The organism is Saccharopolyspora tripterygii, assembly GCF_054778355.1.
In genome coordinates, this window is sequence record NZ_BAAGZP010000052.1 from 61,263 (window position 1) to 88,127 (window position 26,865).

Genomic DNA, 26,865 nt, shown 5'->3' on the forward strand with positions numbered 1-26,865 from the left:
GGTTCCCCGCGGCTCCAGCGGCAAGATCCGCGGTGCCAACAAGGGCAGCGGCAAGCAGCGCAAACGCGCGCGGGGTCTGGGAGACGAGCAGTCCATCCCGACCTACACCCCGTCGATCGCCGCACGCACCATCGACGGGCACCTGCTGCGAACGGGCCAGGACGTCTTCGCCTGGTACCGGCTCTCGCCGCAGCGCTGGTCCTTCCGCTCCGATTCGCAGCGCCAGGACCTCGTCGCCGCCATCGCGGGCCAGTACTCGGAACTGCAGGGGCGCTGGATGCACCTGCGGGTCACCAACCGGCCGTACCCGATCCGGATGTGGGCCGAGGCGCACGTGCACAACGCGCGCAACCCGCTGCCCGACGCCGAGGGCGCGCTGTCCTTCGACGACTACATGGTCGGCGAGCAGCAGCAGCTGATGGGCCGCTCCATGGCGGAGAAGGAGGTCTACCTGGGTGTCCAGGTGCAGACCCGCAACGTCGTGGACCGCGCGGTCGAGCGCGCGGCGCCCCTGCTGCACAAGGTCTTCCCGGAAGCCGTCGATGCCGAGCTCATAGCGCTCGACAGCGAGATCGAGCACCTGGACCAGGTGATCGGCTCCGCGGGGCTGGACGGCCGTCCGGTCACCGCCGAGGAGATCTCCTGGCTGATGCACCGGTCCTGCTCGCTGGGCCTGCCCGCTCCGCGCAACCTGCCCGCGGTGCCCGGAGCGCCCTGGGAGCCCGAGGACCTCGCGTCGTTCACCGACGCCTCCGACATGCACCAGGACCCGTACGCGCCGACGGTGACCGTGCGCGGCCGGACCGGTTCCAACGCCGGGGTCACCCGGCACGTCGCGGTGCTTACCGTCGGTCAGACGCACGGCCTGCAGATCCCGGAGATCGACGATCCCTGGATGCAGCACTCCGACCGGCTGCCCGCGCCCGTGGAGTGGTCGGCGCGGATCTACGTGCGGCGTCCCGAGGACGTCGGCGGCGAGCTCCAGCGGCAGATGAACAAGGTTCGCTCCCAGGTCCGGCACTACACCGAGGAGCACGGCCTGGAGCCGCCGACCTCGCTGGCCCGCCAGGCGGGCCGGGTGCTGGAGATCGACGACGAGATGACCTCCGGCTTCACCGCGCTGGCGACCCGGGTCAAGTCGTGGTGGCGGATGTCGGTGTCGGGTCCCACCGAGCGCGACGCGCTGCGGCTGGCCCAGCAGATCCTCGACCTGTACAAGCCGAAGGTCGCCATCGAGCACCCCGAGGCGCAGTACGCGCTGGCGCGGGAGTTCATCCCGGGCGAGCCGCTGGCCAACTCCGCTTACCTGCGGCGAGGATCGGTGGTGTGGGCGGCTTCCGCGGTGCCGCAGGCGACCGCGGAGGTCGGTGACCGGCGCGGCATCCTGCTCGGTGAGACCTGCACCGCCACCCGGCGTCCCGTCGCGTGGGACCCGTGGATGGCCCAGGAGGTCCGCGACGCCTCCGGTCTGACGGCGATGGTCGCGGGACTCGGTGGCGGCAAGTCGTTCCTGGGCGGTGGCATCGTCTACAAGACGCTGCGCGCCGGCGCCCACTGGACGCTGCTGGACCCGTCGGGGCCGCTCGCCGAGCTGTGCAACCTGCCGGAGATCAAGCCCTACGCGCGCAACATCAACCTGCTCAACGCCCAGCCCGGCATCCTCAACCCGTACCGGGTGGTCGCCGAACCGGAGCTGGAGCACTTCGTCGACGAGGAGGACCCGGAACGGGGCTGGCGGCGCGAACGCGCGCTGGCCGCCGCGACCCGGCGTCGCCTGGTGCTCGACGTGCTCACCGGCCTGCTGCCCTACGAGGTGGCGAAGCTGCCGCAGACCCGGATCGTGCTGCTGCGCGCGGTCCGCGCTGTGGGCGGCCGGGTCGACGCGCACCCCGGCATGGTCTTCGAGGCCCTGCGCCGGGACGCCAGCGAGCACCACGAGCACGCGGTGGTCGTCGCCGACTTCCTCGACGAGATCCGGGAGCGGATGGCGCTGCTCATCCCGGAGAGCGACGCCGACCCGTACTCCGAGACCCGCGACGACCGGCTGACCGTGCTGACCATGGCCGGCCTGACGCTGCCGAAGGACGGTGTCGGGCGCGAGCACTGGACCGACGCCGAAGCGCTGGGCGTGGAGATGCTCAACCTGGCGGCCTGGTTGACCCAGAGGTCGATCTACGAGCGGCCCAAGGGCGAGCGCAAGGGCGTCTGGATCGACGAGGCGTTCTTCCTCTCCGAGGTCCCGACCGGTCGAGTCCTGATGAACCGCTTCGCTCGTGACTCCCGGAAGTGGAACGTGCGAGTGCTGCTGTCCAGCCAGATCCCGGACGACTTCCTGCGCATCCAGGGCTTCGTCTCGCTGCTGGACTCGGTGTTCATCGGCCGGTTGGACGACGAGTCCGCCCAGGCCGACGCGCTGCGGTTGCTGAAGGTCCCGGTCGACGCCGGCTACGAGCAGGTCGTCTCGGCCCTGGGCCGCCGACCCGGCCCCGCCCGCAACGCCACCCAGCGGGACCGGGCGCCGCGCCAGTTCATCTTCGGCGACGGCGCGGGCGGCGTGGAGAAGATCCGCATCGACTTCTCCGGCCCGCACCTGGAGCACCTGCGCGACTCGTTGGACACCACACCGTCGTCCGAGCCCGACGCCGAACCGCGGGAGCTGCAGGCCGGTCCCGACGGCGACGGCGTCAACTCCGATTCGAGCGCGTCCGCGCTGAACCCGGCGGACGACGACTACGGGGACGACTTCGAAGCGTTCGACGAGCTCGAACTCGAAAGCGTCGGCATCGGTTTCGATGACGGCACCGAGAGCTCGACCCGCCGGCCGGGCGAGCGGGGTGGGGACGACGCGAGGTGAGCGGCGCGGTCTTGGGCATCGTGGTGATCACCGCTGCGCTGGCAGCGGTGGTCGCCGTGCTGGTGATCAACCGCCGGACGCGCTCGGCGGAGGTGCTGAACCCCCGTCGCCGTAAGGTCTACCTGCTGATCGCGGGCATGCTCGCGGTGCAGTCGATGATGGCCGGTCCCGCTTGGGGCCAGGACTTCGACTGCAAGGAGGCTCCGAACCCCGAGCGCCCCGGTTCCGGCATGGTCGGTGCGCTGGACCCGGCGCCGATGGGCGCGGGAAACCCGGGCAGCGCCTACGACGAGGTCGGCTACGCCGGTCTGATCTGGCACACCTACGACCTCGGCTGCGGCCCGCAAGGCGTGACCAGCCCGGACGCCCTCGCCGACACATGGGTCGGCAACGAGCTGTTCAACCTCGCCAAGAACCTGGTGGGCGCCACCAACGGGCTGCACTACGCGCTGCTCAACGGCGACCTGATGGACCCGCTGGACGAGGTGATCGCCACCGGCACGGTCGCCCTCTACGACAGCGTCTTCGCGCCCTGGTTCGGCCTGGTCGCGCTGGTGCTGGCGGTGGTGCTGTTCCGCTACATCTGGCAGGGCGACCTGGCCAGCATCGGCAAGCGCGGCATGTGGGCGCTGGCTGCGCTGTGGTTCGCCTCGGCGACCTACCTGACGCCGCTGGTCTACACCCACGCGCTGGACGAGATCGTGATCACCGGCACCTCGGCGGTGCAGGCCGGTTTCCTGCACGAGGTCGGGGTGGACGAGGCCAACGCGCTGCCGACGCTGCTGCACGACCAGGTCATCTACCGCAACTGGCTGCGCGGCGAGTTCGGGTCGCCGGACTCCCCGCAGGCCCAGCAGCTCGGCCGCGAGCTGCTGCGCGCTCAGGCGTGGACCAAGCAGGAGGTCAACGCCGGGGCCGACGCCGGATCGCCGGAACCCAAGAAGCAGGCGTTCGAGGACGTCGCGGGCAAGATGGGCAGCGCCTACGGCTACTTCCAGGGCGTCGACGGCAGCCGCGTCGGTGCGGGCGTGCTGGGCAGCGTGCAATCGCTGGCCTACGCCTCGTTCCAGCTGCTGGCCAAGGCGACCATCCTGCTCGCGCAGGTCCTGCTGCGGGTGCTGATCCTGGCCGGTCCGCTGATCGGTCTCGTCGCGCTGGTCTACCACCAGATCCTGCGGATGATCGGCCGGGTGGCCGGTGCCGCGGTGCTCAACGTCGTGATGGTCTCGGCGCTGGCCGGCCTGCACACGCTGATCCTGACCTGGATCTTCGATCCGACCCGCGGGTTCTCGGCGCTCACCCAGATCCTGCTCGCCGCGTTGATCACCATCGTGTTCCTGCTGATCGCCAAGCCGATCCGGCGGATCGCGCAGATGGTCGAGCTCTCGGTGGGCACGGTCGGTCGTGCCGCGCCCGCGCAGGGCGGGATCTTCGCCCGCTTCGGCAGGCGCGGGGACAACCCGTCGGGCGGCCAGTTCTGGGAGCAGGTCCGCGACGGCGACTCCGACGAGGAGTACGCCGGCGGCGACGGGCCGCGCAGACGGCGTCCGGAAGCGCTGCTGCCGGCCGTCGCCCAGCGCCTGGACCGCGAGGACGGTCCCGCGCCGCAGCAGACGTCCGTACCGGGCGGTGCGGTGGCCGGTGCGCTGCCCGCGGGCGGTGGTTCGCCGCGCCGGCCCGGCGGGATGCCGGGCGCCGCGGAGATGCGAACGTCCAGCCGGGTGGTCGATACCAACCCGGTGGCGGATGCCAAATGGGATGGGAACGACGAAGATCCGGTGTTGATCCCGTCGCGCTCGACGGTGGAGCGGGTGCAGGACCAGCCGGTCGGCACCGAGTCCCCGCGCCTCGCCGAGCGCGAGGTCGTGCAGGGACGCCCCGTGCACGTGATCTACCGGCCTTCCCGAGGGCTGGAAGTGGCCGATGGCTGACCGGAAGAGGGGGAGCTGATGCCGATCCGGACGCACCGCGGGCGAGCCGCGGTGTACCGCAGGTTCTGGGGCTGGCCGCTGCGCTCGCCCAAGCACCTGGCGGCCGCTCTGGTCGTGGTGGGCGCGGTGGCGAGCGTCATCGGACTCCTGCTGCCCGAACCACCCCCGAGCCGCAACGTCGCCGCCGGTGGCCGGACCACCGAGCGCGAGCACCCGTCGCAGCACTCCGCGGTGGTGCCCACGACCAAGAGGCCGCCGACGATCTCCGTGCCGCAGGCGGGTCCGACCCCGACGGCTCCGGACCCGGCGGGCGTCGCGATCGTCGAGAAGTGGGGCGAGGCCTGGGTGAACCACCCGGTCGGCGCGGACCGGCAGCAGTGGGTGAACGGGCTGCGTCCGCTGACCACCGACGAGTTCCTCACCGAGCTCTCCACCGTCGACCCGGTGAACGCAGGCAACGTGATCACCGGCGCGCCGGCGGCGGTGACCTCCACCGCGGGCTCGATGGTCGTCCGGCTGCCCAGCGACATCGGGGTGCTCAACGTGACCGTGAACAAGACCCCGGCCGGGTGGCGGGTGGCCCAGTACGACAAGGAAGGTTGACGCGCATGCGCAAGCTCGTGGTCGCTTTCATCGTGCTCGCGGGTTTCGCAGGAATGATCGGTCTCGGTGCGCTGACCATGCTGATCAGCAGCAGCAGCGGCAACCAGGGCTGGTCCAACTGCAGTGCCAACCTCGGACCGTGGGGTGATGGGGCCGGGCGCGGCGAGAGCGACGCCGGTTCCCTCAAGCCCGAGTCCGTCGCGGTGGCCAAGCGCATCATCGACATCGGCAAGCAGCGCGGAATGCCGCCGCGCGCGTGGCAGATCGCCATCCAGGCGGGCAAGACCGAGTCGAACCTCGCCAACCTGACGCACGGCGACCGCGACTCGCTGGGGATCTTCCAGATGCGGCCCTCGATGGGCTGGGGGTCGATCTCCCAGGTCACCGACGTCGATTACCAGATCAACAAGTTCTACGACGTGCTGCAGGCCGTTCCCGGCTGGGAGGAGCTGCGGCCCGGCACCGCGGCGCAGCGCGTCGAGCGCTCCGCGTTCCCGCTGCGCTACCACCGCTGGGAACCGATGGCCGCGCACCTGGTCAGCGTCGAGGGCAACGTTCCGGGCGTCACCGCCTGCGACGACCTGCCCGGCTCCAGCGTGCTGGGCGGCCAGGCGCTGTCCTTCGCGAAGGCCCAGCTGGGCAAGCCCTACGTGTGGGGTGCGGCGGGTCCTTCGTCGTTCGACTGCTCGGGTCTGACCCAGCAGGCGTGGAAGGCCGCGGGGATCGAGATCCCCAAGTACTCGCAGACCCAGTACTTCCAGGGCGGCGTCCACGTGCCCCTGGCACAGGCCCAACCGGGTGATCTCGTGTTCTGGGGATACGGCCGAGATCCGCACGGAATTCACCACGTCGGCCTCTACTTGGGTGACGATCAGCTGCTGCACGCACCGCAACCGGGTGAATCAGTCGAGGTCACGAAGTTGTGGGACGGCGGGCAGCTGCTACCGATGGTCGTGCGGCCCGCAGCGGACACGCCCGCACCGCCCGGCGCGGTACCCGCCGCCGGGGGCGTGCGTTAGGTAAGAATGGCGTCGGCCTGCTGAAACTCCCGAAGGGGTTGCTCATGTTCACGCCGGACCCGATTCCGCGGCCGACCGGTCCGCCCGCGTCGAGCACGCCACTCGGTGACTACCTGAACCAGTCACCGCCCGGAAGTTCGTCGGGTTACGCGGTGTTACCGCGTTCGCTCGCCGAGGCGATGCCGCTGCCGTGGCAGCACCAGATGCGCAACCTGCTCGCGGAGTTCCACCAGGCCTTCGGGCATGTGCAGTGGCCGGTCTACCGGGTCGTCCCGTCCCGCTACGAGCGGCTGGCCAACCTCGACGACGACCAGCTGGCCGAGGTCGGGTGCACCGTCGAGGTCGGTGACGACGGCGAGCTGGAGTACCGGATGCGCGACGGCCGCCGGATCGAGGACCCGGAGAACCACCAGGTGCTGGTGTCCTGCCTGGATCCGATCCCGCCGCGCGGCACCCAGCCGCCTGCCGCGCCACCGCCGCCACCTGCCTGGTGAACCGCGGCCGAACGGCGTTCGGACATCTCGGTCGTTCCAGCGCGCCAGGCGTGACAGGTGGGCCTTCGCGTGCGAGGCTCGAAGCATGGCCCGCGGAGGTTGGTACTTCTGTTTGAAGCATCGGCAGGTCGAGCCCAAGTCGGGCTGCCGTGCCGCCGACCGCTTGGGCCCGTACCCGGACCAGGAGACCGCGGCCCGTGCGCTCGAGATAGCCGAGGAGCGCACCGAGGCGGCCGATGAGGCCGACCGCAGCTGGAAAGACGAGGACTGAGTTCTCGTGGCGGCGGCGGAGAGCTCCCCGGACGGCGTCCACGCTGTTCCTCCCGTTGCCGCGCACCGATTCGGCCTGGATTTCGCCGCGGTCCGCCGCGAGCTGAACCTGCCGCGCGACTACCCGACCGGCGCGCTCGCCGAGGTCGAGCAGACCGTCGCCCAGCCGTTGCCGACCGGCGTCCGCCACGACGCGGTCGACCTCCCGCTGGTGACGGTCGACCCGCCGGGCGCGAAGGACCTCGACCAGGCGGTCCTGCTGCGGCGTCGCGGTAGCGGCTACCGGGTCCACTACGCCATCGCCGACGTGGCCGCGTTCATCCCGCCGGGCGGTGATCTCGACAAGGAGGCGCGCCGCCGGGGCCAGACCCTCTACCTGCCGGACGGCAACATCCCGCTGCACCCCACCCGGCTCTGCGAGGACGCCGCGAGCCTGCTGCCGGACCAGGTGCGCGCCGCGGTGCTCTGGACCATCGACCTGGACTCCGCCGGCTCGCCGGAACGGGTTGACGTGCGGCGCGCTCTGGTGCGCTCGGTCGCCCGCCTCGACTACGAGGGCGTGCACTGCTCGCTGGTGCAGGGCTGCGCGCACCCGTCGATCGAGCTGTTGCCGGAGGTCGGCAGGTTGCGGCGGGAGCAGGCGCTGAGGCGCGGCGCGATCGAGCTGGGACTGCCCGAGCAGCAGGTGGAGTCCGACGGCGAGGGCGGTTGGCGGCTGGCCCTGCGGCCGCGGCTGGTCGTGGAGGAGTGGAACGCCGAGATCTCGCTGCTCACGGGCATGTGCGCGGCCGAGATCATGCTGGAGGCCGGGGTCGGGGTGCTGCGCACGGTCCCGGAGCCGGATGCGGGCACGGTCGACATGCTGCGGCGTTCGGCCAACCAGCTCGGCGTGCGCTGGCCGGTCGGCGTCCCGCCGGCGGAGGCGCTCGCGGAGCTCGACCCGGCCCGGCCGGAGGCGCTGGCCGTGCACGTGGCCGCGACCAGGCTGCTGCGCGGGGCCGGCTACACGGCGTTCGAGACCGGCGCGCCCGTCAAGTCCGGGCACGCGGGCATCGGAGCGTCGTACGCGCACGTGACCGCCCCGATCCGCCGCCTGGTCGACCGGTACTGCGCGGAGATCTGCCTGGCGGTCACCGCAGGACGCGAGATCCCGGAGTGGGTCACCGAGGCGTTGGGCGAACTCCCGTCGGCGATGGGTGTTTCGGACCGGTCCGCCGCGCAGGTCGAGCGGGCCTGCATCGCCCAGACGCAGGCGTGGTCCCTGGCCTCCCGCGTCGGGGAGGAGTTCCCGGCGACCGTGCTTCGGGTGCCCAACGGCGTGGCGGGCGAGGTCTTCGTCGCCGATCCGCCGATCATCGCTCGCTGCACCGGCGGCGACCTCGGTGAGGGGCAGCAGGTGCGGGTGCGCTTGGTGACCGCCGATCCGGAGCGTCGCGACGTCGAGTTCGAAGTGGCCTGACGCACACCTCGTGGCATTCTCGTGGCCAGTGGGTCGATTGTGGATCTCGAAGGTCGATGGCGACGAGAGGGGCCGTGAAGGTGACTGGAGTGCGGGAGATGACCGTCGGGGTGCTGGGCGGTACTGGGGCTCAGGGCCGGGGACTGGCGATCCGCTGGGCCAAGGCCGGGCTGAAGGTCGTGATCGGGTCCCGCAACGCGGAGCGCGCGCAGCAGGCCGCCGATGAGATCAAGGAGATCGCGGGCGGCGACGTCACCGGCGCCGACAACGCGGGCTGCGCCGCGGCCTCCGACCTGGTGCTCGCGGCACTGCCGTGGGAGGGCCACGCCGACACGCTCAAGTCCTTGCAGACCGAGCTGTCGGGCAAGATCGTCATCGACTGCGTGAACCCGCTGGGCTTCGACAAGAAGGGGCCCCACGCGCTCCCGGTCGAGGAGGGCAGCGCAGCACAGCAGGCGGAGCAGATCCTGCCCGATTCCCGGGTCACGGCCGCGTTCCACCACGTCTCCGCGGTCACCCTCGCCGACCTGTCGGTGGACCACGTCGACCTCGACGTGCTCGTCCTGGGTGACGACCGCGAGGCCACGGACACGGTCCGCGAACTGGCCGACGTCATCCCGGGCGTCCGAGGCATCTACGGCGGCCGCCTGCGCAACGCCCACCAGGTCGAGGCCTTCACCGCCAACCTCATCGCCATCAACCGCCGCTACAAGGCCCACGCCGGCCTCCGCATCACCGACGTCTGATCCGCAGCGGAACCACCACGCCCGCACAGGTCTTCGCGCAGATCACGCGATCTGAGCGTGCGATTTCCGCGGGAGTTCGGACCAGGACTCCCGCGGGAATCGTGCCGAGTGCGAGCGCGGGGGAGGTGGCACGGTGGGGGTGGAGGTGGTTCGGGTGCTGCCGGAGGAAGCCAGCTGTTGGAGCGATGACGAGCGCGAGCGCGCGGAAGCGCTGCTCGACGGGCACGCCGTGGTGGTCAACGTCCGCAAGGACGGACCGCACAAGCACCTGGTCCTGTGGCTGCTCGACCAGGACCTGCTGACCTACGTGGGGCATTCCGGCCCCCGGCACGGGTGGCCCCAGTCGGAATTCGCCAGCCCGTTCGTCTCCGAGGCCAAGACCGACCGCGAAGCGATGGTCCGGCACTACGACCAGTGGCTCGAAGACCGCCCTGACCTGCTCAAACGAATCCGAGAAGGCGAACTCGACGGCCGAGCCCTGGGCTGCTGGTGCGCCCCGAAGCCCTGCCACGCGGACATCCTCGCCCACCGAACGCACTGAGAAGCCGGGGCACGCGCGGCGCGCCCCGGCTTCTCAGCGCGTCGATCAGTGGAAGGAGTGCTCCGGGCCGGGGAAGGTGTGGCCCTTGACCTCTGCGGCGAACTGCTCGGCCGCGCCGGCGAGGACGTTGCCGAGGTCGGCGTACTTCTTGACGAACTTGGCCGTGCGGCCGGTGTTCATGCCCGCCATGTCGGTCCAGACCAGGACCTGCGCGTCGCAGTCCGGGCCCGCGCCGATGCCGACGGTGGGGATGCGCAGCTCGTTGGTGACGCGCTTGGCGGCTTCAGCGGTGACCATCTCCAGCACCACCGAGAAGGCACCGGCCTCCTGCACCGCCAGGGCGTCTTCGAGCAGCTGGTCGGCCTGGTCGCCGCGGGCCTGCACCCGGTAGCCGCCGAGGCCGTGCTCGTGCTGCGGGGTGAAGCCGATGTGCGCCATCACCGGGATGCCCGCACCGGTCAGCGCTTCGATCTGGGGAGCGAAGCGGCGGCCGCCCTCCAGCTTCACGGCGTGCGCGCGACCTTCCTTCATGAACCGGGTCGCGGTCTCCAGCGCCTGCTGGGGGGACGCCTGGTAGGAGCCGAACGGGAGGTCGGCGACGACCAGCGCGTGCTCGACGGAGCCGGTCACCGCGCGGGTCAGCGGCAGCAGTTCGTCGACGGTCACCGGAAGCGAGGTCTCGTAGCCGTAGACGTTGTTGGCCGCGGAGTCACCGACCAGCAGCACCGGGATGCCCGCCTGGTCGAAGATGCGAGCGCTGTACATGTCGTAGGAGGTGAGCATCGGCCACGGTTCCCCGCGCTCCTTGAGCTGCTGGAGGTGGTGGACGCGCACCTTGCGCCGGGTCGGCCCCGATCCGTACGGGGCCTGGGTCTCGCCCTGGTCGTGGGCAGCAGTCATCGTTGACCGTCCTTTTCCCTCGAGGCCCGAAACGGGTCCCCGGGTCGTCGCGGATGGTGGTACTCGCCAGCGTCGCACGACGACCCCGGTGAGGCGATGACTGCTGACTCACATCACAGCGGCTCAGCCGAGCCAGGGCGCGGCGAATCGCTGGTACGTGCCGTCGTTGCGCGCGATGGTGAGGTAGTGGTTCACCCACTGCTGGAACACCACGTCGCCCTTCGGCAGCAGGTACGCCTTCTCGGCGAAGGTGAACGGCTGCTCCGGGTGCACCGGGCACAGCTCGGGGTGCTGCCTGGCCTGCCAGCGGGTTTCCGAGGAGTCGGTCATCATCAGGTCCGCGTTCCCGTCGATGACCTGCTGGAAGATCGTGTTGTTGTCCGGGTGGCCGACGATGGTGGCGCGCTTGAGGACCGACCGGGCGAACTTCTCGTTCGTCCCGCCGGGGTTGACCACGGCCCGCACGCCGGGCTGGTCGATCTGCTCCAGGGTCTGGAACCGGGAGACGTTCTCGCAGCGGGTGATCGGCGTCTTGCCGTCCACCCCGAACGAGGTGCTGAAGAACGCGCGCTTCGCCCGCTCCGCGGTCACCGAGACGCCGCCGACGGCGATGTCGCAGCGCGCGTCGAAGTCGTCGAGCAGCGTCTTCCAGGTGGTGGGCACGACGGTGGCGCGCACGCCGAGCTCGCGGGCCATGTCGTGGGCGACGTCGATGTCGATGCCGCTCCACGCGCCGGAGGGATCCCGGTAGGTGAACGGCCGGTAGTCGCCCGTGCTGCACACCCGCAGCTCACCTCGCTGAGCGACCTCTTCCAGCCGGTCAGGCGCCGGTGGCGCCGCCGGGGGCGGAGCGGAGCATCCCGCGGTCACCACCGCGGCCACGGCCAACCCGATCCCGAACTTCACCCAGCGCATGTGCCCTCCCGATCTTCGTGCGGGACAAGACATAACCCGTCGGTTCCCCGAAAGCCAGACCCGGGCGGAGCCGAGTGCGGCAAAAACGGGAAATCGAACAAGGCAACCTCGCGGTGCGGGAAGCGTCTAACGGATGGAGCGCGTGGGAGCCGTGCCACAGTCGGGGAGGGGAGCCACCTGGGGGTACTCCCCTCCCCGAACCACGTCTCAACCGGTGAACGCGCGGTAGGCGGGACGCAGCAGGTCCGTGATCGGCGTGCCGTCCACCTTCAGCGGGAGCGGCTCCAGCTCGTCCAGCACGAGGGCGTCGGCGGCCGGAGCTTCGGGGGTTCCCGCAGGTGCCGGGCTGGTCCAGAAGTCGTGCAGGTGGTCGGTCAGCGGGTCCTCGTCGGAGGCCTCCTCGGCGGTGACCTGCTGGGTTCCGCGCAGGGCGCGCAGCCGTTCGAGCAGTTCCTCCCTGCCGCGGCCGCGCCACGCCAGGATCTGGAACGGGTCTGAGTCGAAGGACTCCGCCAGCAGGTAGCAGGTCGCGGCGAGGTGCTTGCAGGGGATTTCCCAGTCCGGGCACGAGCAGTCCATCGTCAGCTCGCGCATAGTCGTCGGGAACAGCTCCAGCCCGAGGTCGGCGAACACCTGCTCCAGCCCGGTCGGCATCTCCCCGGCCAGCAGCTTCGCCGCGTACAGCGCTTGGCCCGCCAGTTCGCGCTCGATGTGCGCCCACTGCTGCGAGCTGAACGCCTTGATGCCGATGCGCGCCCGGTACGGCTCCGGCCTCGACCCCTGCACCAGACCGACCACGACGCTGGTCGACAGCGTCAGGTTGAGCACCTGACCGGAGCGCGCGTAGTTCTTGCCGCGCTGCAACCGGCCGCCCATGCCGAAGGACTCCAGCACCTCGATGAACCGCTGCGACCACCACGTCTGCGCGATCGTGCCGCGCTTGCTGCGCGCCTGGATGCCGTCGTCGCGCCGGATCGGCCCGCGAGCGTCGAACTTCCACTGCTCACGCACCGGTCGCCTCCATGTCCAGCGTGACCAGCTCCCTCAGCTGGCGGGTCGAGAGCTCGGTCAGCCAGTTCTCCCCGCTGCCCACCACGAGCTGCGCCAGCGCCTTCTTGTCCTCGATCATCTTGTCGATCTTCTCCTCCAGGGTCCCGATGCAGGTCAGCTTGCGCACCTGCACGTCGCGGCGCTGCCCGATGCGGAACGCCCGGTCGGTCGCCTGGTCCTCGACGGCCGGGTTCCACCAGCGGTCGAGGTGGATGACGTGGCTCGCGGCGGTGAGCGTGAGCCCGGTGCCGCCCGCCTTCAGCGACAGCACGAAGATCTTCGGGCCCTCCGGGTCCTGGAACCGCTCGACCATGGCGTCGCGGGCCTTCTTCGGCGTTCCGCCGTGGAGGAAGGGGACCTCGGTGTCGAAGCGCGCCGAGAGGTGCGGCACCAGGTGCCCGCCGAACTCGGCGAACTGGGTGAACACCAGCGCCTTGTCACCTTCGGCGAGAACGGAGTCGAGCAGTTCCTCCAGCCTCGCCAGCTTGCCGGAGCGGCCGGGCAGCGCCGAGCCGTCGCCGAGCAGCTGGGCGGGGTGGTTGCAGACCTGCTTCAGCTTGGACATCGTCGCCAGCACCAACCCCCGGCGCTCCATGCCCTCGCTGTCGGCGATCCGCGCGAGCATGTCGTCCACCACCGCCTGGTACAGCGTCGCCTGCTCGGAGGTGAGGTTGCACAGCTGCTTCATCTCGATCTTGTCCGGCAGATCGCTGATGACCGCGGGATCGGTCTTGATCCGCCGCAGCACGAACGGGCCGGTGACCGCGCGAAGCCTGGCCGCGGCGTCGGTGTCACCGTCGCGTTCGACGGGCACGGCGTAGCGCGCGCGGAAAGTGCTGAGCGAACCGAGGAGTCCCGGGTTCGCGAAGTCCATGATGGACCAGAGCTCGGCCAGCCTGTTCTCCACCGGCGTCCCGGTCAGCGCGATCCGCTGCCGGGCCGACAGGCTGCGAACCGCTCTGGCCTGGCGCGAGTTGCTGTTCTTGATGTTCTGCGCTTCGTCCAGAACCACTCGTTCCCAGCGGATTTCGCGCAGCGTCTCGGAATCGCGAGCGGCCAGGGGATAGGTGGTGATCACCAGGTCGAAGCGCTCCACCTCGTCGCGCAGGTCCTCGCCGCTGAGCCGGCCGCCGCCGTGGTGGACGTGCACCCGCAGACCGGGCGCGAACCGCTCGGCTTCGCGCTGCCAGTTGCCGACCACCGACATCGGGCACACCAGCAGCGTCGGCGGGCGCGCTTCCTCATCGCGGGTCAGGGCTTCGAGCGCGAGCAGCTGCACCGTCTTGCCCAGCCCCATGTCGTCGGCCAGGCATCCGCCGAGCCCGAGCCGGTTCAGGAACACCAGCCACGCCAGCCCGCGCCGCTGGTAGGGCCGCAACGTCGCGCCGAAACCGGCAGGCGGGTCGACGGGTTCGAGGAGCTGGTCGGCCTGACCGGACATCAGCTCGCCCAGCCACCCGGTGGCGTTGACCTCCACCACCGGCAGCGGGCGCTGCTCCTGGTCCTCGCCGCCGGCCTGCTTGAGCAGGTCGAGCATGGTCATCTGGCCGGTCGCGTCCTGCTCCAGCATCGCCAGACCCGCGGCGAGCCGCTTGCGATCGACCTGGACCCAGCGGCCGCGCATCCGCACCAGCGGGACCTTCGCGGCGGCCAGCTCGGCGAGCTCGTCCTGGGTCAGGGTCTCGTTGCCCAGCGCGAGTTCCCAGCGGTAGTCGATCAGGGCGTTCTTGTCGATGCCCGATTCCTTGGTGACCGTGCCCGCGGTTCCGCTGCTGGAGGTGTTGAGCTTCAGGCCGAGCTGCCGCTGGCTGCGCCCCCACCAGGAGGGCAGCAGGACGGCGAACCCGGCCTGGTCGAGGTGGGCCGCCCTGCTCAGGAACTCGTAGGCGCCTTCGGTGTCGAGCACCAGCTCCGTCGGGTGCGAGGAGCGCAGCGCGGTGTCGAGCTCCGGGCAGATCCGGCTGGCCCGGCCGAGCTCGGCGAGCAGCAGCTCCTGCGGTTGGTCGACCCAGCGCCTCAGCACCTGGGGGTCGTCGGCCCACACGTCCTCGGCGGAGATGAGCACGCCCGGGTCGTCGACGGCCTGCAGCATGAACTCCACGATCCAGTCCGGATCGTCGTCCTCCGGCGCGTGCAGCCGGAAGCAGGTCCGCAGCGGGCTGTCGCCGATGAGCCCGCTTCGCCAGGAGTCGAGCTGTCCGGCCAGTTTTCGCAGCTGGGAGCGGTCGGCGTTGATGTGCGGATCGCCGGTGAGCGCGTTGAGCCACGACGCGGCGGCGCCCTTGCCCTCGGTGAGCGCGCCGGTGAGCCTGCTGCGGGCGAGGTCGTCGACGAGCGCGTGGAGCGCCGTGGTCAGCACCTGCTCCGGGGTGCCGTCGCTCGCGGCGCGCAGCGCGTGCGGCATGGCGTCGCGCAGGGCCACGAACCTCGCGGAGTCGGCGCCCGAGAGCGCGGGAACCCAGCGCGCGGCGGGCTGTTCGCCTTCGAAGAGCAGCGAGGGGAGCACCCGGCCGCCCGCGACCAGGCCTTCGGCGAAGGCTGCGAGCTCGCCGAGGAATCGGGCGTCCGTTCCGATGCGGCACCCGGGCAGCTCCGCGGCCAGCAGCTCGGGCAGGGCGGACGGGCGGATCGACACCGCGTGCACCCGCCAATGCCGCAAGCGCAACTTCCCGCGCGGTGCTGAACCCGCGGTCAGCGGATCGCGCACCAGTTCCGGTGAGGCGACCGGCGCGGAGGCGAACGACGGGAGCGCCAGCTCAACGTCGTCCACCGGGTCGGCTTCGACGGGAAGCGCGTCGAGCAGGTCGTCCCCGGCGACGGCGAACGGGTGCCGCAGGACTCCGGCCGGGGCCCGGCCGGGCAGCCGGCTCGGCAACTCCGAGTCCTCCGCCCACACCAGCAACCGGTCCGCTGAGTCGCACCACGCGTGCACAACCCACACAACCGGCCCCCAACACCTCGGACGAACGCGGTCAGCCGCCCAGCGGCCTCCCATCAAGCTCCCGCGAGTCTAGGCCGCGGCAGACCGCCCCCGTTCGGGTGGCATTTGCAGGAGCAGCCCAGTTTTAGTCCAAACCGAGCCATGATCATGTCCGTTTTGTCGGCTCAGTTTGGACTAAAACTGGGAGGTGCCGAGCTCACGGGGCTACTTCGCGCCAGCGGTTGGTGATCGGGAGACGGCGGTCGCGGCCGAACGCCTTGAAGGTGATCTTCGTGCCCGGCGGGTACTGACGACGCTTGAACTCCGCCCGGTCGACCATCCGCAGCACCCGCTCGACCAGCTCCGAGTCGAACCCGTCCGACACCAGGTCCTGGTAGCTCTTGCCGCCCTCGACGTAGCCGTCCAGCACCACGTCCAGCACGTCGTAGTCGGGCAGCGAGTCCTGGTCGGTCTGATCGGGGCGCAGCTCCGCCGAGGGGACCTTGCTGATCGAGTTCTCCGGGATCGGCGCTACCTCACCGCGCTTCTCGGCGGCGGCGTTGCGCCACCGAGCGAGCTTCCACACCAGCGTCTTCGGCACGTCCTTGATCGGCGCGAACGCGCCCACCGCATCGCCGTAGATCGTCGAGTAGCCCACTGCCAGCTCGGTCTTGTTGCCGGTGGCCAGCACGAGATGACCGTGCTGGTTCGACAGCGCCATCAGCAGGACCCCGCGCACCCGGGCCTGCACGTTCTCCTCCGCGAGGCCGGTCAGCTCCAGCTGACGCACGTAGCCCTCGACCAGGTCGGCGACCGGGTGCGTCTCGTAGTGGCAGCCGAGCCGGCGCGCCAGTTCGGCCGCGTCCGAGCGCGAGTGCTCCGAGGAGTACACCGACGGCATCGACACGCCGTAGACCGCGTCCGGTCCGAGCGCGTCGACAGCCAGCGCAGCGCTCACCGCGGAGTCGATGCCTCCGGAGAAGCCGAAGGTCACCGTCCGCGCACCGTTCTTGTGCACGTAGTCGCGCAGGCCCGTGACCAGCGCGCCCCACACCTCGGCCTCGTCGGACAGCGGTTCGGCGGGCGGCGGCAGCGGACGCGGTTCGTAGCCCGGCACCAGGTCGGGCTGGACCACGATGCGGCGCACGTCGAACGCGGGCATCCGGATCGGACCCGGCTCGGCCGGAACCGTCGTCGAGGTGTGCCCGCCCGCGGTCAGCTCCAGGTCGGAGATCAGCAGGTGCTCGGCGAACTGCGGCGCCCGGGCGAGGACCTGCCCGTCGGCGTCGGTGATCAGCGAATCGCCGTCGAAGACCAGCTCGTCCTGCGCGCCCACAAGGTTCACGTAGGCCAGCGGAGCGCGGGCCTCGGTGGCGCGGCGGGCCAGCAGCGGCACGCGCTGATCGTCCTTCGAGCGCTCGTACGGCGAGGCGTTGATGCACACGACCAGGTCGACGCCGACCTCGCCGAGCGCCGTCACCGGGCCGCCGTTCTGCCAGATGTCCTCGCAGATCACGACACCGACGTCGATGCCGTGCAGCTTGACGATCGGGAGGTCGAAACCGGGGGCGAAGTTGCGCGCCTCGTCGAAGACGCCGTAGTTGGGCAGGTGGTGCTTGTTGTAGGTGGCCACGATCTCGCCGCCGTAGAGCATCGACGCGGAGTTGCGCGGTCCTTCGTCGTCGTGCCCCAGGTGGCCGACGACGACCAGCGCGTCTCCGCAGCCGCCTGCTTGGAGCTCGCGGGCCAGCTTCTCCAGCGCGTCGCGGTTGGCGGCGGCGAACGACTTGCGCTGCGTCAGGTCCTCGATCGGATAACCGGAGAGCGTCATCTCCGGGAAGGCCACCACGTGGGAGCCGTCCTGGACAGCCCTGCGGGTCCATTCCAAGACCATCGAGCTGTTGCCGGCGACGTCGCCGACACACGTGTTGACCTGTGCGAGTGCGATCCGCAACTGGGGCATGCGCCCATCTTGGCGCACCCGGCCAGGTGGTGTGCCCCTGCCCGACATGAATCACACGGGCATGTTCATGTCACGATCTCGACATGGCCCGTCCACGCAGAGTGCTGACCGCGATGGTGCTGCTCGTGTTGGCCGCCGGAGGTTGCGGCGGCCCGAGCAGCCAGACCTTGCAGCCGCATCACGAGCGCAAGGGACCGGTCGGCCCGATCCCCACCGGGCTGGACCGGTTCTACGGACAGGAACTGGCGTGGGGCCCGTGCTCCGACTACGCGACGACCTCGGCCGACCGGACGGCGTTCGCCGACTCGTCGCTGGAGTGCGCGAAGCTGGAAGTGCCGATGGACTACGCGCATCCGGAGGGCAAGACGATCCGGATCGGCGTCCTGCGCAAACCGGCCACCGACCAGGAATCGCGGATCGGCGCCCTGATGGTCAACCCGGGAGGGCCTGGCGCGTCGGGCATGAGCGCTGCCGCGAGCCTCACCACGAGCATCAGCGACAACGAGATCGGTGACCGCTTCGACCTGGTCGGCTTCGACCCGCGGGGCATCGGCGCGTCCGAACCGGCCGTGCGCTGCCTGACCGACGCCGAGCGCGACGCCGAGCGCCTGGACTCCGACGCCGACACCTCGCCGAAGGGAGTCGCGGAGTCCGAGCAGGAGGAGCGCGAGTACGCGGGCAAGTGCGCCGAACGCACCGGCGACGACATGCTCGCCAACATCGGAACGCGTGACGTGGTCCGGGATCTGGACGTGCTGCGCTCCGCGCTGGGCGAGCAGAAGCTGAACTACCTCGGTTACTCCTACGGCACCCGGATCGGTTCGGAGTACGCCGAGAGCTTCCCCGGCAACGTCCGCGCGATGGTGCTCGACGGCGCGATCGATCCGGGGCAGACCACGGTCGACGCCCTCGTCGCCCAGGGAGCCGGTTTCCAGCGCGCCTTCGACGACTTCGCCGCCTGGTGCGCGGGCCGCTCCCAGTGCGCGCTCGGCAACGACCCGAAGCAGGCGGTCCACCGGTTCCAGCAGCTGACCCGGCCGCTGGTGGACGCACCGGCGCAGGCGGGCCACGGCCGCGAGCTGTCCTATTCGGACGCCACGATGGCGGCGATCCAGGGCCTCTACGCGCCGTCGCTGTGGGAGACCCTCGACACCGGGCTCACCGAGCTCCAGCAAGGGCGGGGCCAGACCATGCTGAGCCTGGCCGACAGCTACTTCGGCCGCGAAGCCAACGGCACCTACAGCAACACCACCGACGCCTTCGACGCCATCCACTGCGTCGACGACAAGCGGGTGACGAACCCCGAGGAGGTCCGCGCCGCCGATCGCCGCTACCGCGAGGCCGCGCCGTTCCTCGACGACGGCAACCCGCCGAGCTCGGCCCGCGACATGTGCGCGTTCTGGCCGGTCCCGATGACCGGTGAACCCACTCAGCCGCAGGTCGGTGCTCTGCCGCCGGTGCTGGTCATCTCGACCACGGCGGACCCGGCCACGCCGTACCAGGCGGGTGTGCAGCTCGCGCAGGCGTTGCACGGAAGCCTGCTGACCTACGAGGGCACCCAGCACACGGTGTTCCTGCAGGGAGTGGACTGCGTGGACCGCGCGGGGACCAAGTACCTCGTCGACTTGGAGGTGCCCGCGCAGGGGACCCGCTGCTCGGGTTGATCGGTTCCGCTGATCATCTCTATGGTGAACCGGATCACATCGCGCCTATCGTCAGCGCATGGACCATGCGGACGAAACGGGCGCGAGACCCGCTGAGCAGAGCGTGACCTCGGTGCTGCTGTCCGGCAGCACGTACAAGAGCCTCGGTGAACAGGTCCTGTCCCCGGCGGAGGAGCGGTTCGAACGCGCGCGCCGCACCACGGGACTGTTCCTCGCACCGGCGCTGACCGTCCTCTTCCTGCTGCTGCCCACCCAGCTCGAACCGGCGCAGCACAAGCTGACCGCCGTGCTGCTCGGCGTGATCGTGCTGTGGGTGTGCGAACCCGTGCCGATCCCGGTGGGCGGGCTGCTGGGCGTCGCTGCGGTGGTGGTCCTCGGCGTGATGCCGCCCGACGACGTGCTGGAGCCCTTCGGCTCCTCGACCGTGTTCACCTTCATCGGCGCGTTCATCCTCGCCCAGGCGATGCTGCGGCACGGCGTGGCGAGGCGGTTCGCGTTCACCATCCTGTCGTTGCCAGGCGTGGGCAGGAGCGCCTGGCGGGTCATCGTGGCCTTCGGCGCGATCACCTGCGTGCTGTCGGCGGTGGTGTCCAACACCGCCACGGTCGCCATGCTGCTGCCCACCGCGGTCGGCATCCTCGCGGTCATCGCCGAGCTCGTCCGCAAGCAGCTCCCCGAAGGGCAGCCGTTCGACCCGTTGCGGCTGCGGGTGGGCGTGGCGCTGATGCTGATGCTCGCCTACGGCGCGAGCGTCGGCGGCCTGCTCACCCCGATCGGCTCGCCACCGAACCTCATCGGCCGCGGTCTGATCGAGGAGGCCACCGGGCAGCGCGTGTCGTTCCTGCAGTGGATGGCGATGGCCGCACCGATCTGCCTGCTGATGTTCGCGGTCCTGGCCCTCGTGCTGCTCCTGCTCAACCGGCCCGAGATCAACCGGCTGACCGGCGTGGAGGAGTACGTCGCGTCCGAGCGCGCCAAGCTCGGCCCGCTCTCCCGCGCGGAGAAGAACACCCTGATCGCCTTCACCATCACCGTCGCGCTGTGGGTGACTCCCGGGTTCGTGGCGCTGTTCGCCGGCAACGACTCAGCCGCGTACGACCTGGTCAGCGACCGGCTCGACGAGGGTATCGTGGCCGTGCTCGGCGCGGCCCTGCTGTTCCTCCTGCCCACCGACTGGTCGCAGCGGAAGTTCACCCTCACCTGGACCGAGGCCTCCCGCATCGACTGGGGGACCGTGGTGCTGTTCGGCACGGGCATCATCTTCGGCTCGCTGCTGGCCGACACCGACCTGGCCAAGACCATCGGCGAGGGCACCGCCGGCTCCCTCGGCCTGACCAGCGGCGTGGCGATCACGATCTTCGCGATCGTGCTGGCCGTGCTGGTCTCCGAGACGACCTCCAACACCGCCGCGGCATCCGTGGTCGTGCCGATCGTCATCCCGGTGGCCCTCGCGGCGGGCACCAACCCGTTCGTGCCCGCGCTGGCGGCGACCTTCGCGGCCTCGTTCGGGTTCATGCTGCCGGTCTCCACACCGCAGAACGCCGTGGTCTACGGCTCGGGCGCGGTGCCGATCACCAAGATGATCCGATCCGGCGCGGTCTTCGACGTGGCCGGAGCGATCCTGATCGCGCTGGTGCTGCCGCTCATGGTCGCCGCACTCGGCTTCGGGTGATCAGCGCTGCACCTGGGCACGCCGATCAAGACGATCCCGAGACCAGCCGGTTAGAGTGCGGAGCATGAACCGCCAGCAGGAGTTCGTGCTCCGCACCTTGGAGGAACGTGACATCCGCTTCGTGCGGCTGTGGTTCACCGACGTCCTCGGCATGCTCAAGTCGGTGGCGATCTCGCCCGCCGAACTGGAGGGCGCCTTCGCCGAGGGCATCGGGTTCGACGGCTCGGCGATCGAGGGATTCGCCCGGGTCTACGAATCGGACATGGTCGCCAAGCCCGATCCGAGCACGTTCCAGGTGCTTCCGTGGGAAACCCCCGACGGCGAGCACTACTCGGCCCGGATGTTCTGCGACATCCAGATGCCCGACGGATCACCCTGCTGGTCGGACCCCCGGCACGTGCTGCGCCGGACCCTGTCGCGCGCCACCGAGTCCGGGTTCACCTGCTACGTGCACCCCGAGATCGAGTTCTTCCTGCTCAAGAACCTCCCCGCGGACGGCAGCGAGCCCGAGCCCGCCGACTCCGGCGGCTACTTCGACCAGGCCAGCCACGACGCCGCGCCGCACTTCCGCCGCAACGCCATCGAAACGCTCGAGGCCATGGGCATCTCGGTGGAGTTCAGCCACCACGAGGGCGCCCCCGGCCAGCAGGAGATCGACCTGCGCTACGCCGACGCGCTGACCATGGCCGACAACGTGATGACCTTCCGCTACGTGGTCAAGGAAGTCGCGATCACCCAGGGCGTGCGCGCTTCCTTCATGCCCAAGCCCTTCAGCAACCAACCGGGCTCGGGCATGCACACGCACTTCAGCCTCTTCGAAGGCGACCAGAACGCCTTCTACCATCCCGAAGACCCCTTCGAGCTGTCCGAAACGGGCCGGGCGTTCCTGGCCGGCATCCTGCACCACGCGCGCGAGATCAGCGCCGTGACCAACCAATGGGTGAACTCCTACAAGCGGCTCGTCATCGGCGGCGAAGCGCCGACCGCGGTCTGCTGGGGTCACGCCAACCGGTCCGCGCTGGTCAGAGTGCCGATGTACTCGCCGGGCAAGTCCTCGTCGCGCCGAGTCGAGGTCCGCAACCCCGACTCGTCCTGCAACCCCTACCTGGCTTACGCCGTCATCCTCGCCGCCGGTCTTCGCGGCGTGGAGAAGGGCTACGAGCTGCCGCCGTCCACTGAGGACGACGTCTGGAGCCTCACCGAGCACGAGCGCAAGGCGGCCGGCTACGCCAACCTCCCGCAGAACCTGACCGAGGCGCTCGACGAGATGGAGAACTCCGAGCTCGTCGCCGAAACCCTCGGCGAAGAGGTGTTCAACTTCTTCCTCCGCAACAAGCGCGAGGAGTGGAACAACTACAGAAGCCGAGTAACCCCCTACGAGCTCTCGTCCATGTTGCCTGTGCTCTAACTCCTGGTTCGCGGTCTCGCTGCGTGGCGTTGCCGGCAGGGGAACCTGACCGGCTTCGCGAACTCCGCGCCCCACTCCTGATGCACGTCGTGTGGGGATGGTGGTGTGTCGTGTGTGTGGGGGGTGGGGGAAGTTTTCATGAAAACTTCCCCCACCCCCCACACACACAACACGGAACCCCGGCGGTGCGAGTTGCCGGGGTGGGGCACAGAGCAAGCACCTTCGGTGCTTGGCTGACGGGCTTTGGTGGGCTTGGCCTTTGCTTGGCCGGGGATGGGCGTTCTTCTGTTGTTGTTGGGGCGATAGGTTGCGGTTGTGACTGATTCGCAGCCGCATCCTGAGCCAGACGAAACGCGCTCCGGCGAGTCCGCTGTCGAGCTGCAGTCGGGTGTTCTGGAGCAGTCGGCGGAGTCCTTCGAACCGAGGTGGCCCGCCGAGCAGCCCGCAACCGCCCAGCCCTCCTCGCTCACCCTGCTCGGCTGCACCCTGGCCTGTCGCGATCAGCTGCCCGCCGCGCGGGTGCTGCGCTCGACCTTCCGCGAGCACCACCCGGAGGCCGGATTCGTCCTGCTGGTCGTCGACGAACCCGGTGCGGTCCGCGACGAACCCGATGCCCTGTCGATCGCCGACATCGGCGTCGACCCGCAGGAATTCGCCCGGCTGGCGATCGGCTGCACCGCCGAGGAGCTGCGCGGAGTCCTGCGCCCGCGACTGCTCAAGCACCTGCTCCGGTCCGGGTCGACCGTGCTCCACTTCGAACCGTGGGTGCAGGTCTTCGGCCCGTTCGACGAACTGCTCACCGGGCTCACCGCGGAACGACCGGTCGCCCTGGTCCCGAGGGTGCTGCACCCGCTGGCGGCCGACGGGCTGCGCCCCGGCCCCGCCGACCTCGCTGAGTCCGGCACCTTCGACACCAGCGCCTTCGCCGTCCGCCCCGGCGCTGAGGACCTGCTGACGACCTGGATCGACCAGCTGCGCACCGACCCGACGATGACCGCGCCGGTCCTCGACGGCGCCCCTGCGCTGGTCGACCACAAGGTGATCCGCGATCCCGGCGTGGGCCTGTCGGTGTTCAACGCCGCGCAGCGCGCCTTGGAGGTCACCGACGGCGAGCACGTCGTCGATGGGTCCTGGCTGCGCAGCGTGCACTTCGACGGTTTCCAGCCGCAGCGGCCGTGGCTGCTGTCCGCCGACTACGCCGACAGCCCGAGGCTGCTGCTCTCGGAGAACCCGGTGCTCGCCGGGCTGTGCGCGAACTACCGCAACGCGCTGGTCGAAGCCGGCTACAGCCGCGAGCAACCGCACCCCTTCGACGCCCTCGCCGACGGGGTCCTGCTCCCCGCGGACCTCCGCCGCCAGTACCTCGACGCCTGGCTCGGGGGTGGTGACGCGCCGCCGAGCCCGTTCGAAGCCGACGGCGCGGACGCGTTCGAGGAGTGGGCCTGCGCGCCCGCGGACGACAGGCAGCGCAGCGCGGGCGGCTCCCGCTGGACGGCGGCCGTCTGGTCCGACGACGACCTCCTGCGCAGCGACTACCCGGACCCCTTCGGCGCCGATGCCGAGGGGTTCCACGAGTGGTGCGCGGGAGTCGGCGTCGCCAGCGGCCGGGTGCCCGCCGACGCGGTGCACCGCCGCACCGGCGGTGACCTGGCCCTGGTCGACCAGCTCGGCGTCGCCGTCCTCGGCGGTGGGCCGCTGGCCGACATGATGCGCACGGCCGTCGGTGCCTCCGGGCTGCCCTCGGCCGACACCGCCTACTACCCGGTGGTGCTGCGCTGCGCTCCCGACCTCGACGTTCCCGCAGGTCGCTACGTCATCGACGTGCACACCGGCAGCGGCGGTGGCGTGTCCACCGCGGCCGAGACCTGGGTCCTGTCGGAGAGCAGCAGGGCCACGGTCCGCCGGAACGGGACCAAGACCCGCGTGGTCACCGTGCCCGCGCCCGAGCGCGAGCCCATCGACCTGCCCACCCGCAAGGGCGCCCGCGCGCGTTTCGAGCTCTCCGAAGAGTTCGTCGTCGCCGCCCACGTGGACCACGCCGCCGAGCGCACCGACAACGCGCTCGGCGTCGTCTCGGCCTTCCTCACCGCGTTCGCCGAGCGCGACGACGTGCGCCTGCTCGTGGGAGTCACCGGCGCCGCGCGGCACCCCGAGGCATCCGAGCGGCTCCGGCTGGCCACCGCGTCCGATCCCCGGATCAGGCTCGTCGAAAGCCGCGTCGAACTGCACGAACTGCTCGGCGCGGCGGACTGCTTCGTCTCGCTGCACCGAGGCGAAGCCGGTGATGAGCACGCCCTCCGGCTGATCGAGGTCACCGCGCACGGCGTGCCGGTGATCGCCGGTGAGCACGGCGCGGTCGTCGAACTGCTCGGCGCCCAGTGCGCGCGTCTCGTGCCCTGCCAGGGAGTGGGTGAACCGGACGTCGAAGCAGCCGCCGAGATCATGCGCGCGGCCGCGGACGACCCCGACGGGACGGCGGCGTTCGGCATCGCTGCCAGGGAAACCCTGCTGGGCACGCACACCGTCGCCCGCGCGGGCGCGCGCCTGCGGGAACGGGTCGAGCACGCCTACCGCAACTGGCGCACCAAGTGGTCGGGTGACAAGCACGGTCAGTTCGACGATCCGCTGCGCCCGCTGCTGGTCGCCCGGCATGCCCTGCACCGCGCCCCGGACGTGGGCCAGGGCGGCGCCAACGCGATCGCTCCGACCCTGCGCAAGGCCGTCCTCCGCGCGTTGAGCCACTACGACGACCACATCCGCGACGTCCTGCGCTCGCTGGTCGACGGTGTCGAGCAGACCGCCGGCGAGCTGCTCCGGCGCCAGTACGAGTCGGACGGTGACGGGGACGTCGAGGCCATCCGCACCGAACTGGCTCAGCTGCTGCGCAGGCAGGACCAGTTCGGCGCGCAACTGGTCGGCACCGACGACGGCATGGTGCGCGCCCGCGCGGACCTCGCCGAGCAGCACCGCAGGCTCCGGCGCCTGGAGGAAGCCGGCGCTCCGGCGGGCAGCGGCGGTTCGGACGAGCGGGTCGACGCCCTGGCCGAACGCATCGACGGCCTCACCGGTGCGCTGGAGAAGGTCCTCGATCGCATGGACGCGATGGAGGCGCGCCAGCCCGGCCACGACCTCGAATCCGGGGTCCGCAGCGCTGCCGGGGACGCGGCGAACGCGCTGCAGCGCACGGACGTGCTGCAGCGGATCTTGCTGCGCGAGCACGAGCGGGCCACCGGGGGAGGGGACGGCAGCACCACACCCGTGCTCTGCGACGCAGGACTCATGCGGCTGCCCGCCGACGACGCGCTGATGCTGCCGTGGCTCTCGTCGAACCCCTCGTGGGACGCCGACACCTCCGCGCTCATCGATTCGCTGCTCGAACCGGACGGGATCTTCCTCGACGTCGGCGCCTACGTCGGATATCAGGCGGTGCGGGTGCTCAGCAGGCTCGGCAACAGCGGCGCGGTCGTCGCCGTGGAACCCAGCCCTCAGGCCCGAGCGCTGCTCAAGCACAACGTCGAGATGAACGTGCCCGCGGCGTGGGCCAGCAGGTTGCTGCTCATCGAGGGCGCGGCGTGGGACGGGCCGGGAGAGCTGCAGGGTGAGCCCGCACTCGCCGGCGGTATGTCGGTGAGCCCGCTCGACGCGAACGGCGAGCAGGAACAGGGGGAGCGCGTTCCCGCGTTCCGGCTGGACAAGGAGCTGGAGAACCACAGCTCGCTGGAGAAGCTCAAGCTCTCGGTCGTGCACGTGGACGTCGGAGCCCGAGTTCACCGGGTGCTCGGCGGGCTGGTCCGGGCGCTGCGCCGTGATCGTCCCTCGATCGTGTGCTCGTTCACACCGGACGCGATCAGCGGGCTCGGAGACGACCCGGCAGCTGCGCTCCGTGAGTTCGGAACGTGGGGTTACGAGCTCGTGCCGATCGGTCGCGATCGACCGGTGGAAGCCTCTGACCTGCTCGAAGCCATGAAGTCCGCGGGCGAAGGCAGCACCGTGAAGCTATGGCTGCGGCCGAAGCAGAAGTGATCGACGCTAGGCCGAACGAGTGGTGTCAAGGCTTGAGCAGGCGATTTGACATTGACGGAGAGTGTGCGTAACTTTCTCTTCGTCGCACGGAAAGCCGAACGACGCGAGATGTTCGCGGAGAACGGCACCGGGAGCGCCGCGAGGTTCCGAACCTGGTTCGGGTCCACGTGACAGCGCAGACCGGTTCGGGGCGCGCGGGTTTGACACCGCGAAGCGCACCGGGTAACGTAAGGCGGCCGCTGGGGAGACGCGGAACTTCGGTTCGGCATCCGACCGGCAGTTGATAACTCGAATAAGGCTCGCGCTCACGGCGAGGAAGTAAGGGACCCCCCTGAAAACGCCGAATTGAGAGCCTGCTAGAGTTACCAACACAAGAACGAGGAAATGACTCCCCGGAGTTCGCGGCCCTTGAGGGTTGTGGGTGATGGTGTGG

General features: G+C 70.4%; 18 protein-coding genes. 13 read left to right on the forward strand and 5 right to left on the reverse strand.

The genetic code is table 11. The annotated features are described in order from the left end of the window. The first annotated feature begins 25 nt into the window (after positions 1–25). From ACYVF3_RS31740 to ACYVF3_RS31780, 9 genes are all read left to right on the forward strand, one after another. A complete protein-coding gene (locus ACYVF3_RS31740) occupies positions 26–2,854 on the forward strand; it encodes an ATP-binding protein (RefSeq protein ID WP_461157981.1) in 2,829 nt (942 codons plus the stop codon). Then, a complete protein-coding gene (locus ACYVF3_RS31745) occupies positions 2,851–4,785 on the forward strand; it encodes a hypothetical protein (protein ID WP_461157963.1) in 1,935 nt (644 codons plus the stop codon). The genes ACYVF3_RS31740 and ACYVF3_RS31745 overlap by 4 nt, the downstream gene beginning before the upstream one ends. An 18-nt stretch (positions 4,786–4,803) precedes the next feature. Beyond that, a complete protein-coding gene (locus tag ACYVF3_RS31750; protein WP_461157964.1) occupies positions 4,804–5,388 on the forward strand; it encodes a hypothetical protein in 585 nt (194 codons plus the stop codon). Between the two features lie 5 nt (positions 5,389–5,393). Continuing rightward, a complete protein-coding gene (locus ACYVF3_RS31755; RefSeq protein WP_461157965.1) occupies positions 5,394–6,407 on the forward strand; it encodes a C40 family peptidase in 1,014 nt (337 codons plus the stop codon). 44 nt (positions 6,408–6,451) lie between these two features. Then, a complete protein-coding gene (locus ACYVF3_RS31760; RefSeq protein WP_461157966.1) occupies positions 6,452–6,901 on the forward strand; it encodes a hypothetical protein in 450 nt (149 codons plus the stop codon). Positions 6,902–7,013: 112 nt separating this feature from the next. Then, positions 7,014–7,172, forward strand: a complete 159-nt coding sequence (locus ACYVF3_RS31765) for a hypothetical protein (protein ID WP_425474163.1) — start codon at positions 7,014–7,016, stop codon at positions 7,170–7,172. A gap of 6 nt (positions 7,173–7,178) precedes the next feature. Beyond that, entirely contained in the window at positions 7,179–8,630 is a 1,452-nt protein-coding gene (locus tag ACYVF3_RS31770; protein ID WP_461157967.1) for an RNB domain-containing ribonuclease, read from the forward strand. 80 nt (positions 8,631–8,710) lie between these two features. Next, the gene (npdG, locus tag ACYVF3_RS31775; RefSeq protein ID WP_461157982.1) at positions 8,711–9,376 is read left to right on the forward strand and encodes an NADPH-dependent F420 reductase; all 666 of its coding nucleotides are present in this window, start codon (positions 8,711–8,713) and stop codon (positions 9,374–9,376) included. 145 nt (positions 9,377–9,521) lie between these two features. Then, positions 9,522–9,917: a DUF4326 domain-containing protein gene (locus ACYVF3_RS31780; RefSeq protein ID WP_461157983.1), complete on the forward strand. Its 396-nt coding sequence runs from the start codon at positions 9,522–9,524 to the stop codon at positions 9,915–9,917. A gap of 45 nt (positions 9,918–9,962) precedes the next feature. Here ACYVF3_RS31780 and panB read toward each other — a convergent pair whose 3' ends face one another. The 5 genes from panB to ACYVF3_RS31805 form a co-directional block, all read right to left on the reverse strand. After that, positions 9,963–10,817: a 3-methyl-2-oxobutanoate hydroxymethyltransferase gene (panB, locus tag ACYVF3_RS31785; RefSeq protein WP_461157968.1), complete on the reverse strand. Its 855-nt coding sequence runs from the start codon at positions 10,815–10,817 to the stop codon at positions 9,963–9,965. A 123-nt stretch (positions 10,818–10,940) separates the two neighbouring features. Continuing rightward, positions 10,941–11,732, reverse strand: coding sequence for a transporter substrate-binding domain-containing protein (locus tag ACYVF3_RS31790; protein WP_461157969.1), 792 nt, complete (start codon positions 11,730–11,732; stop codon positions 10,941–10,943). Between the two features lie 207 nt (positions 11,733–11,939). Then, a complete protein-coding gene (locus ACYVF3_RS31795) occupies positions 11,940–12,743 on the reverse strand; it encodes an SWIM zinc finger family protein (protein ID WP_461157970.1) in 804 nt (267 codons plus the stop codon). Further along, positions 12,736–15,723, reverse strand: coding sequence for a DEAD/DEAH box helicase (locus ACYVF3_RS31800; RefSeq protein ID WP_461157971.1), 2,988 nt, complete (start codon positions 15,721–15,723; stop codon positions 12,736–12,738). The genes ACYVF3_RS31795 and ACYVF3_RS31800 overlap by 8 nt, the downstream gene beginning before the upstream one ends. A gap of 196 nt (positions 15,724–15,919) precedes the next feature. Further along, on the reverse strand, positions 15,920–17,665 hold the full coding sequence (locus ACYVF3_RS31805; RefSeq protein ID WP_461157972.1) for an NAD+ synthase: 1,746 nt from the start codon (positions 17,663–17,665) through the stop codon (positions 15,920–15,922). 83 nt (positions 17,666–17,748) lie between these two features. Between ACYVF3_RS31805 and ACYVF3_RS31810 the strand changes: the two genes are divergently transcribed. The 4 genes from ACYVF3_RS31810 to ACYVF3_RS31825 all read left to right on the forward strand — a co-directional run bounded on the left by ACYVF3_RS31810 (position 17,749) and on the right by ACYVF3_RS31825 (position 26,432). Continuing rightward, positions 17,749–19,329, forward strand: coding sequence for an alpha/beta hydrolase (locus ACYVF3_RS31810; RefSeq protein ID WP_461157973.1), 1,581 nt, complete (start codon positions 17,749–17,751; stop codon positions 19,327–19,329). A gap of 58 nt (positions 19,330–19,387) precedes the next feature. Beyond that, a complete protein-coding gene (locus ACYVF3_RS31815; RefSeq protein WP_461157974.1) occupies positions 19,388–21,001 on the forward strand; it encodes an SLC13 family permease in 1,614 nt (537 codons plus the stop codon). 64 nt (positions 21,002–21,065) lie between these two features. Then, the gene (locus tag ACYVF3_RS31820; protein WP_461157975.1) at positions 21,066–22,409 is read left to right on the forward strand and encodes a glutamine synthetase family protein; all 1,344 of its coding nucleotides are present in this window, start codon (positions 21,066–21,068) and stop codon (positions 22,407–22,409) included. Between the two features lie 315 nt (positions 22,410–22,724). Continuing rightward, positions 22,725–26,432 carry an FkbM family methyltransferase gene (locus tag ACYVF3_RS31825; RefSeq protein ID WP_461157976.1) on the forward strand — a complete coding sequence of 1,236 codons (3,708 nt, stop codon included), beginning with the start codon at positions 22,725–22,727 and terminating at the stop codon, positions 26,430–26,432. The last annotated feature ends 433 nt before the right edge of the window (positions 26,433–26,865 follow it).

Bases quoted from the DNA above. Each gene is read 5' to 3' on its own strand.
- ACYVF3_RS31750 (WP_461157964.1), top strand. From the start codon at position 4,804: ATGCCGATCCGGACGCACCGCGGGCGAGCCGCGGTGTACCGCAGGTTC.
- ACYVF3_RS31755 (WP_461157965.1), top strand. From the start codon at position 5,394: ATGCGCAAGCTCGTGGTCGCTTTCATCGTGCTCGCGGGTTTCGCAGGA.
- ACYVF3_RS31760 (WP_461157966.1), top strand. From the start codon at position 6,452: ATGTTCACGCCGGACCCGATTCCGCGGCCGACCGGTCCGCCCGCGTCG.
- panB (WP_461157968.1), bottom strand. From the start codon at position 10,817: ATGACTGCTGCCCACGACCAGGGCGAGACCCAGGCCCCGTACGGATCG.
- ACYVF3_RS31790 (WP_461157969.1), bottom strand. From the start codon at position 11,732: ATGCGCTGGGTGAAGTTCGGGATCGGGTTGGCCGTGGCCGCGGTGGTG.
- ACYVF3_RS31805 (WP_461157972.1), bottom strand. From the start codon at position 17,665: ATGCCCCAGTTGCGGATCGCACTCGCACAGGTCAACACGTGTGTCGGC.
- ACYVF3_RS31810 (WP_461157973.1), top strand. From the start codon at position 17,749: ATGGCCCGTCCACGCAGAGTGCTGACCGCGATGGTGCTGCTCGTGTTG.
- ACYVF3_RS31815 (WP_461157974.1), top strand. From the start codon at position 19,388: ATGGACCATGCGGACGAAACGGGCGCGAGACCCGCTGAGCAGAGCGTG.
- ACYVF3_RS31820 (WP_461157975.1), top strand. From the start codon at position 21,066: ATGAACCGCCAGCAGGAGTTCGTGCTCCGCACCTTGGAGGAACGTGAC.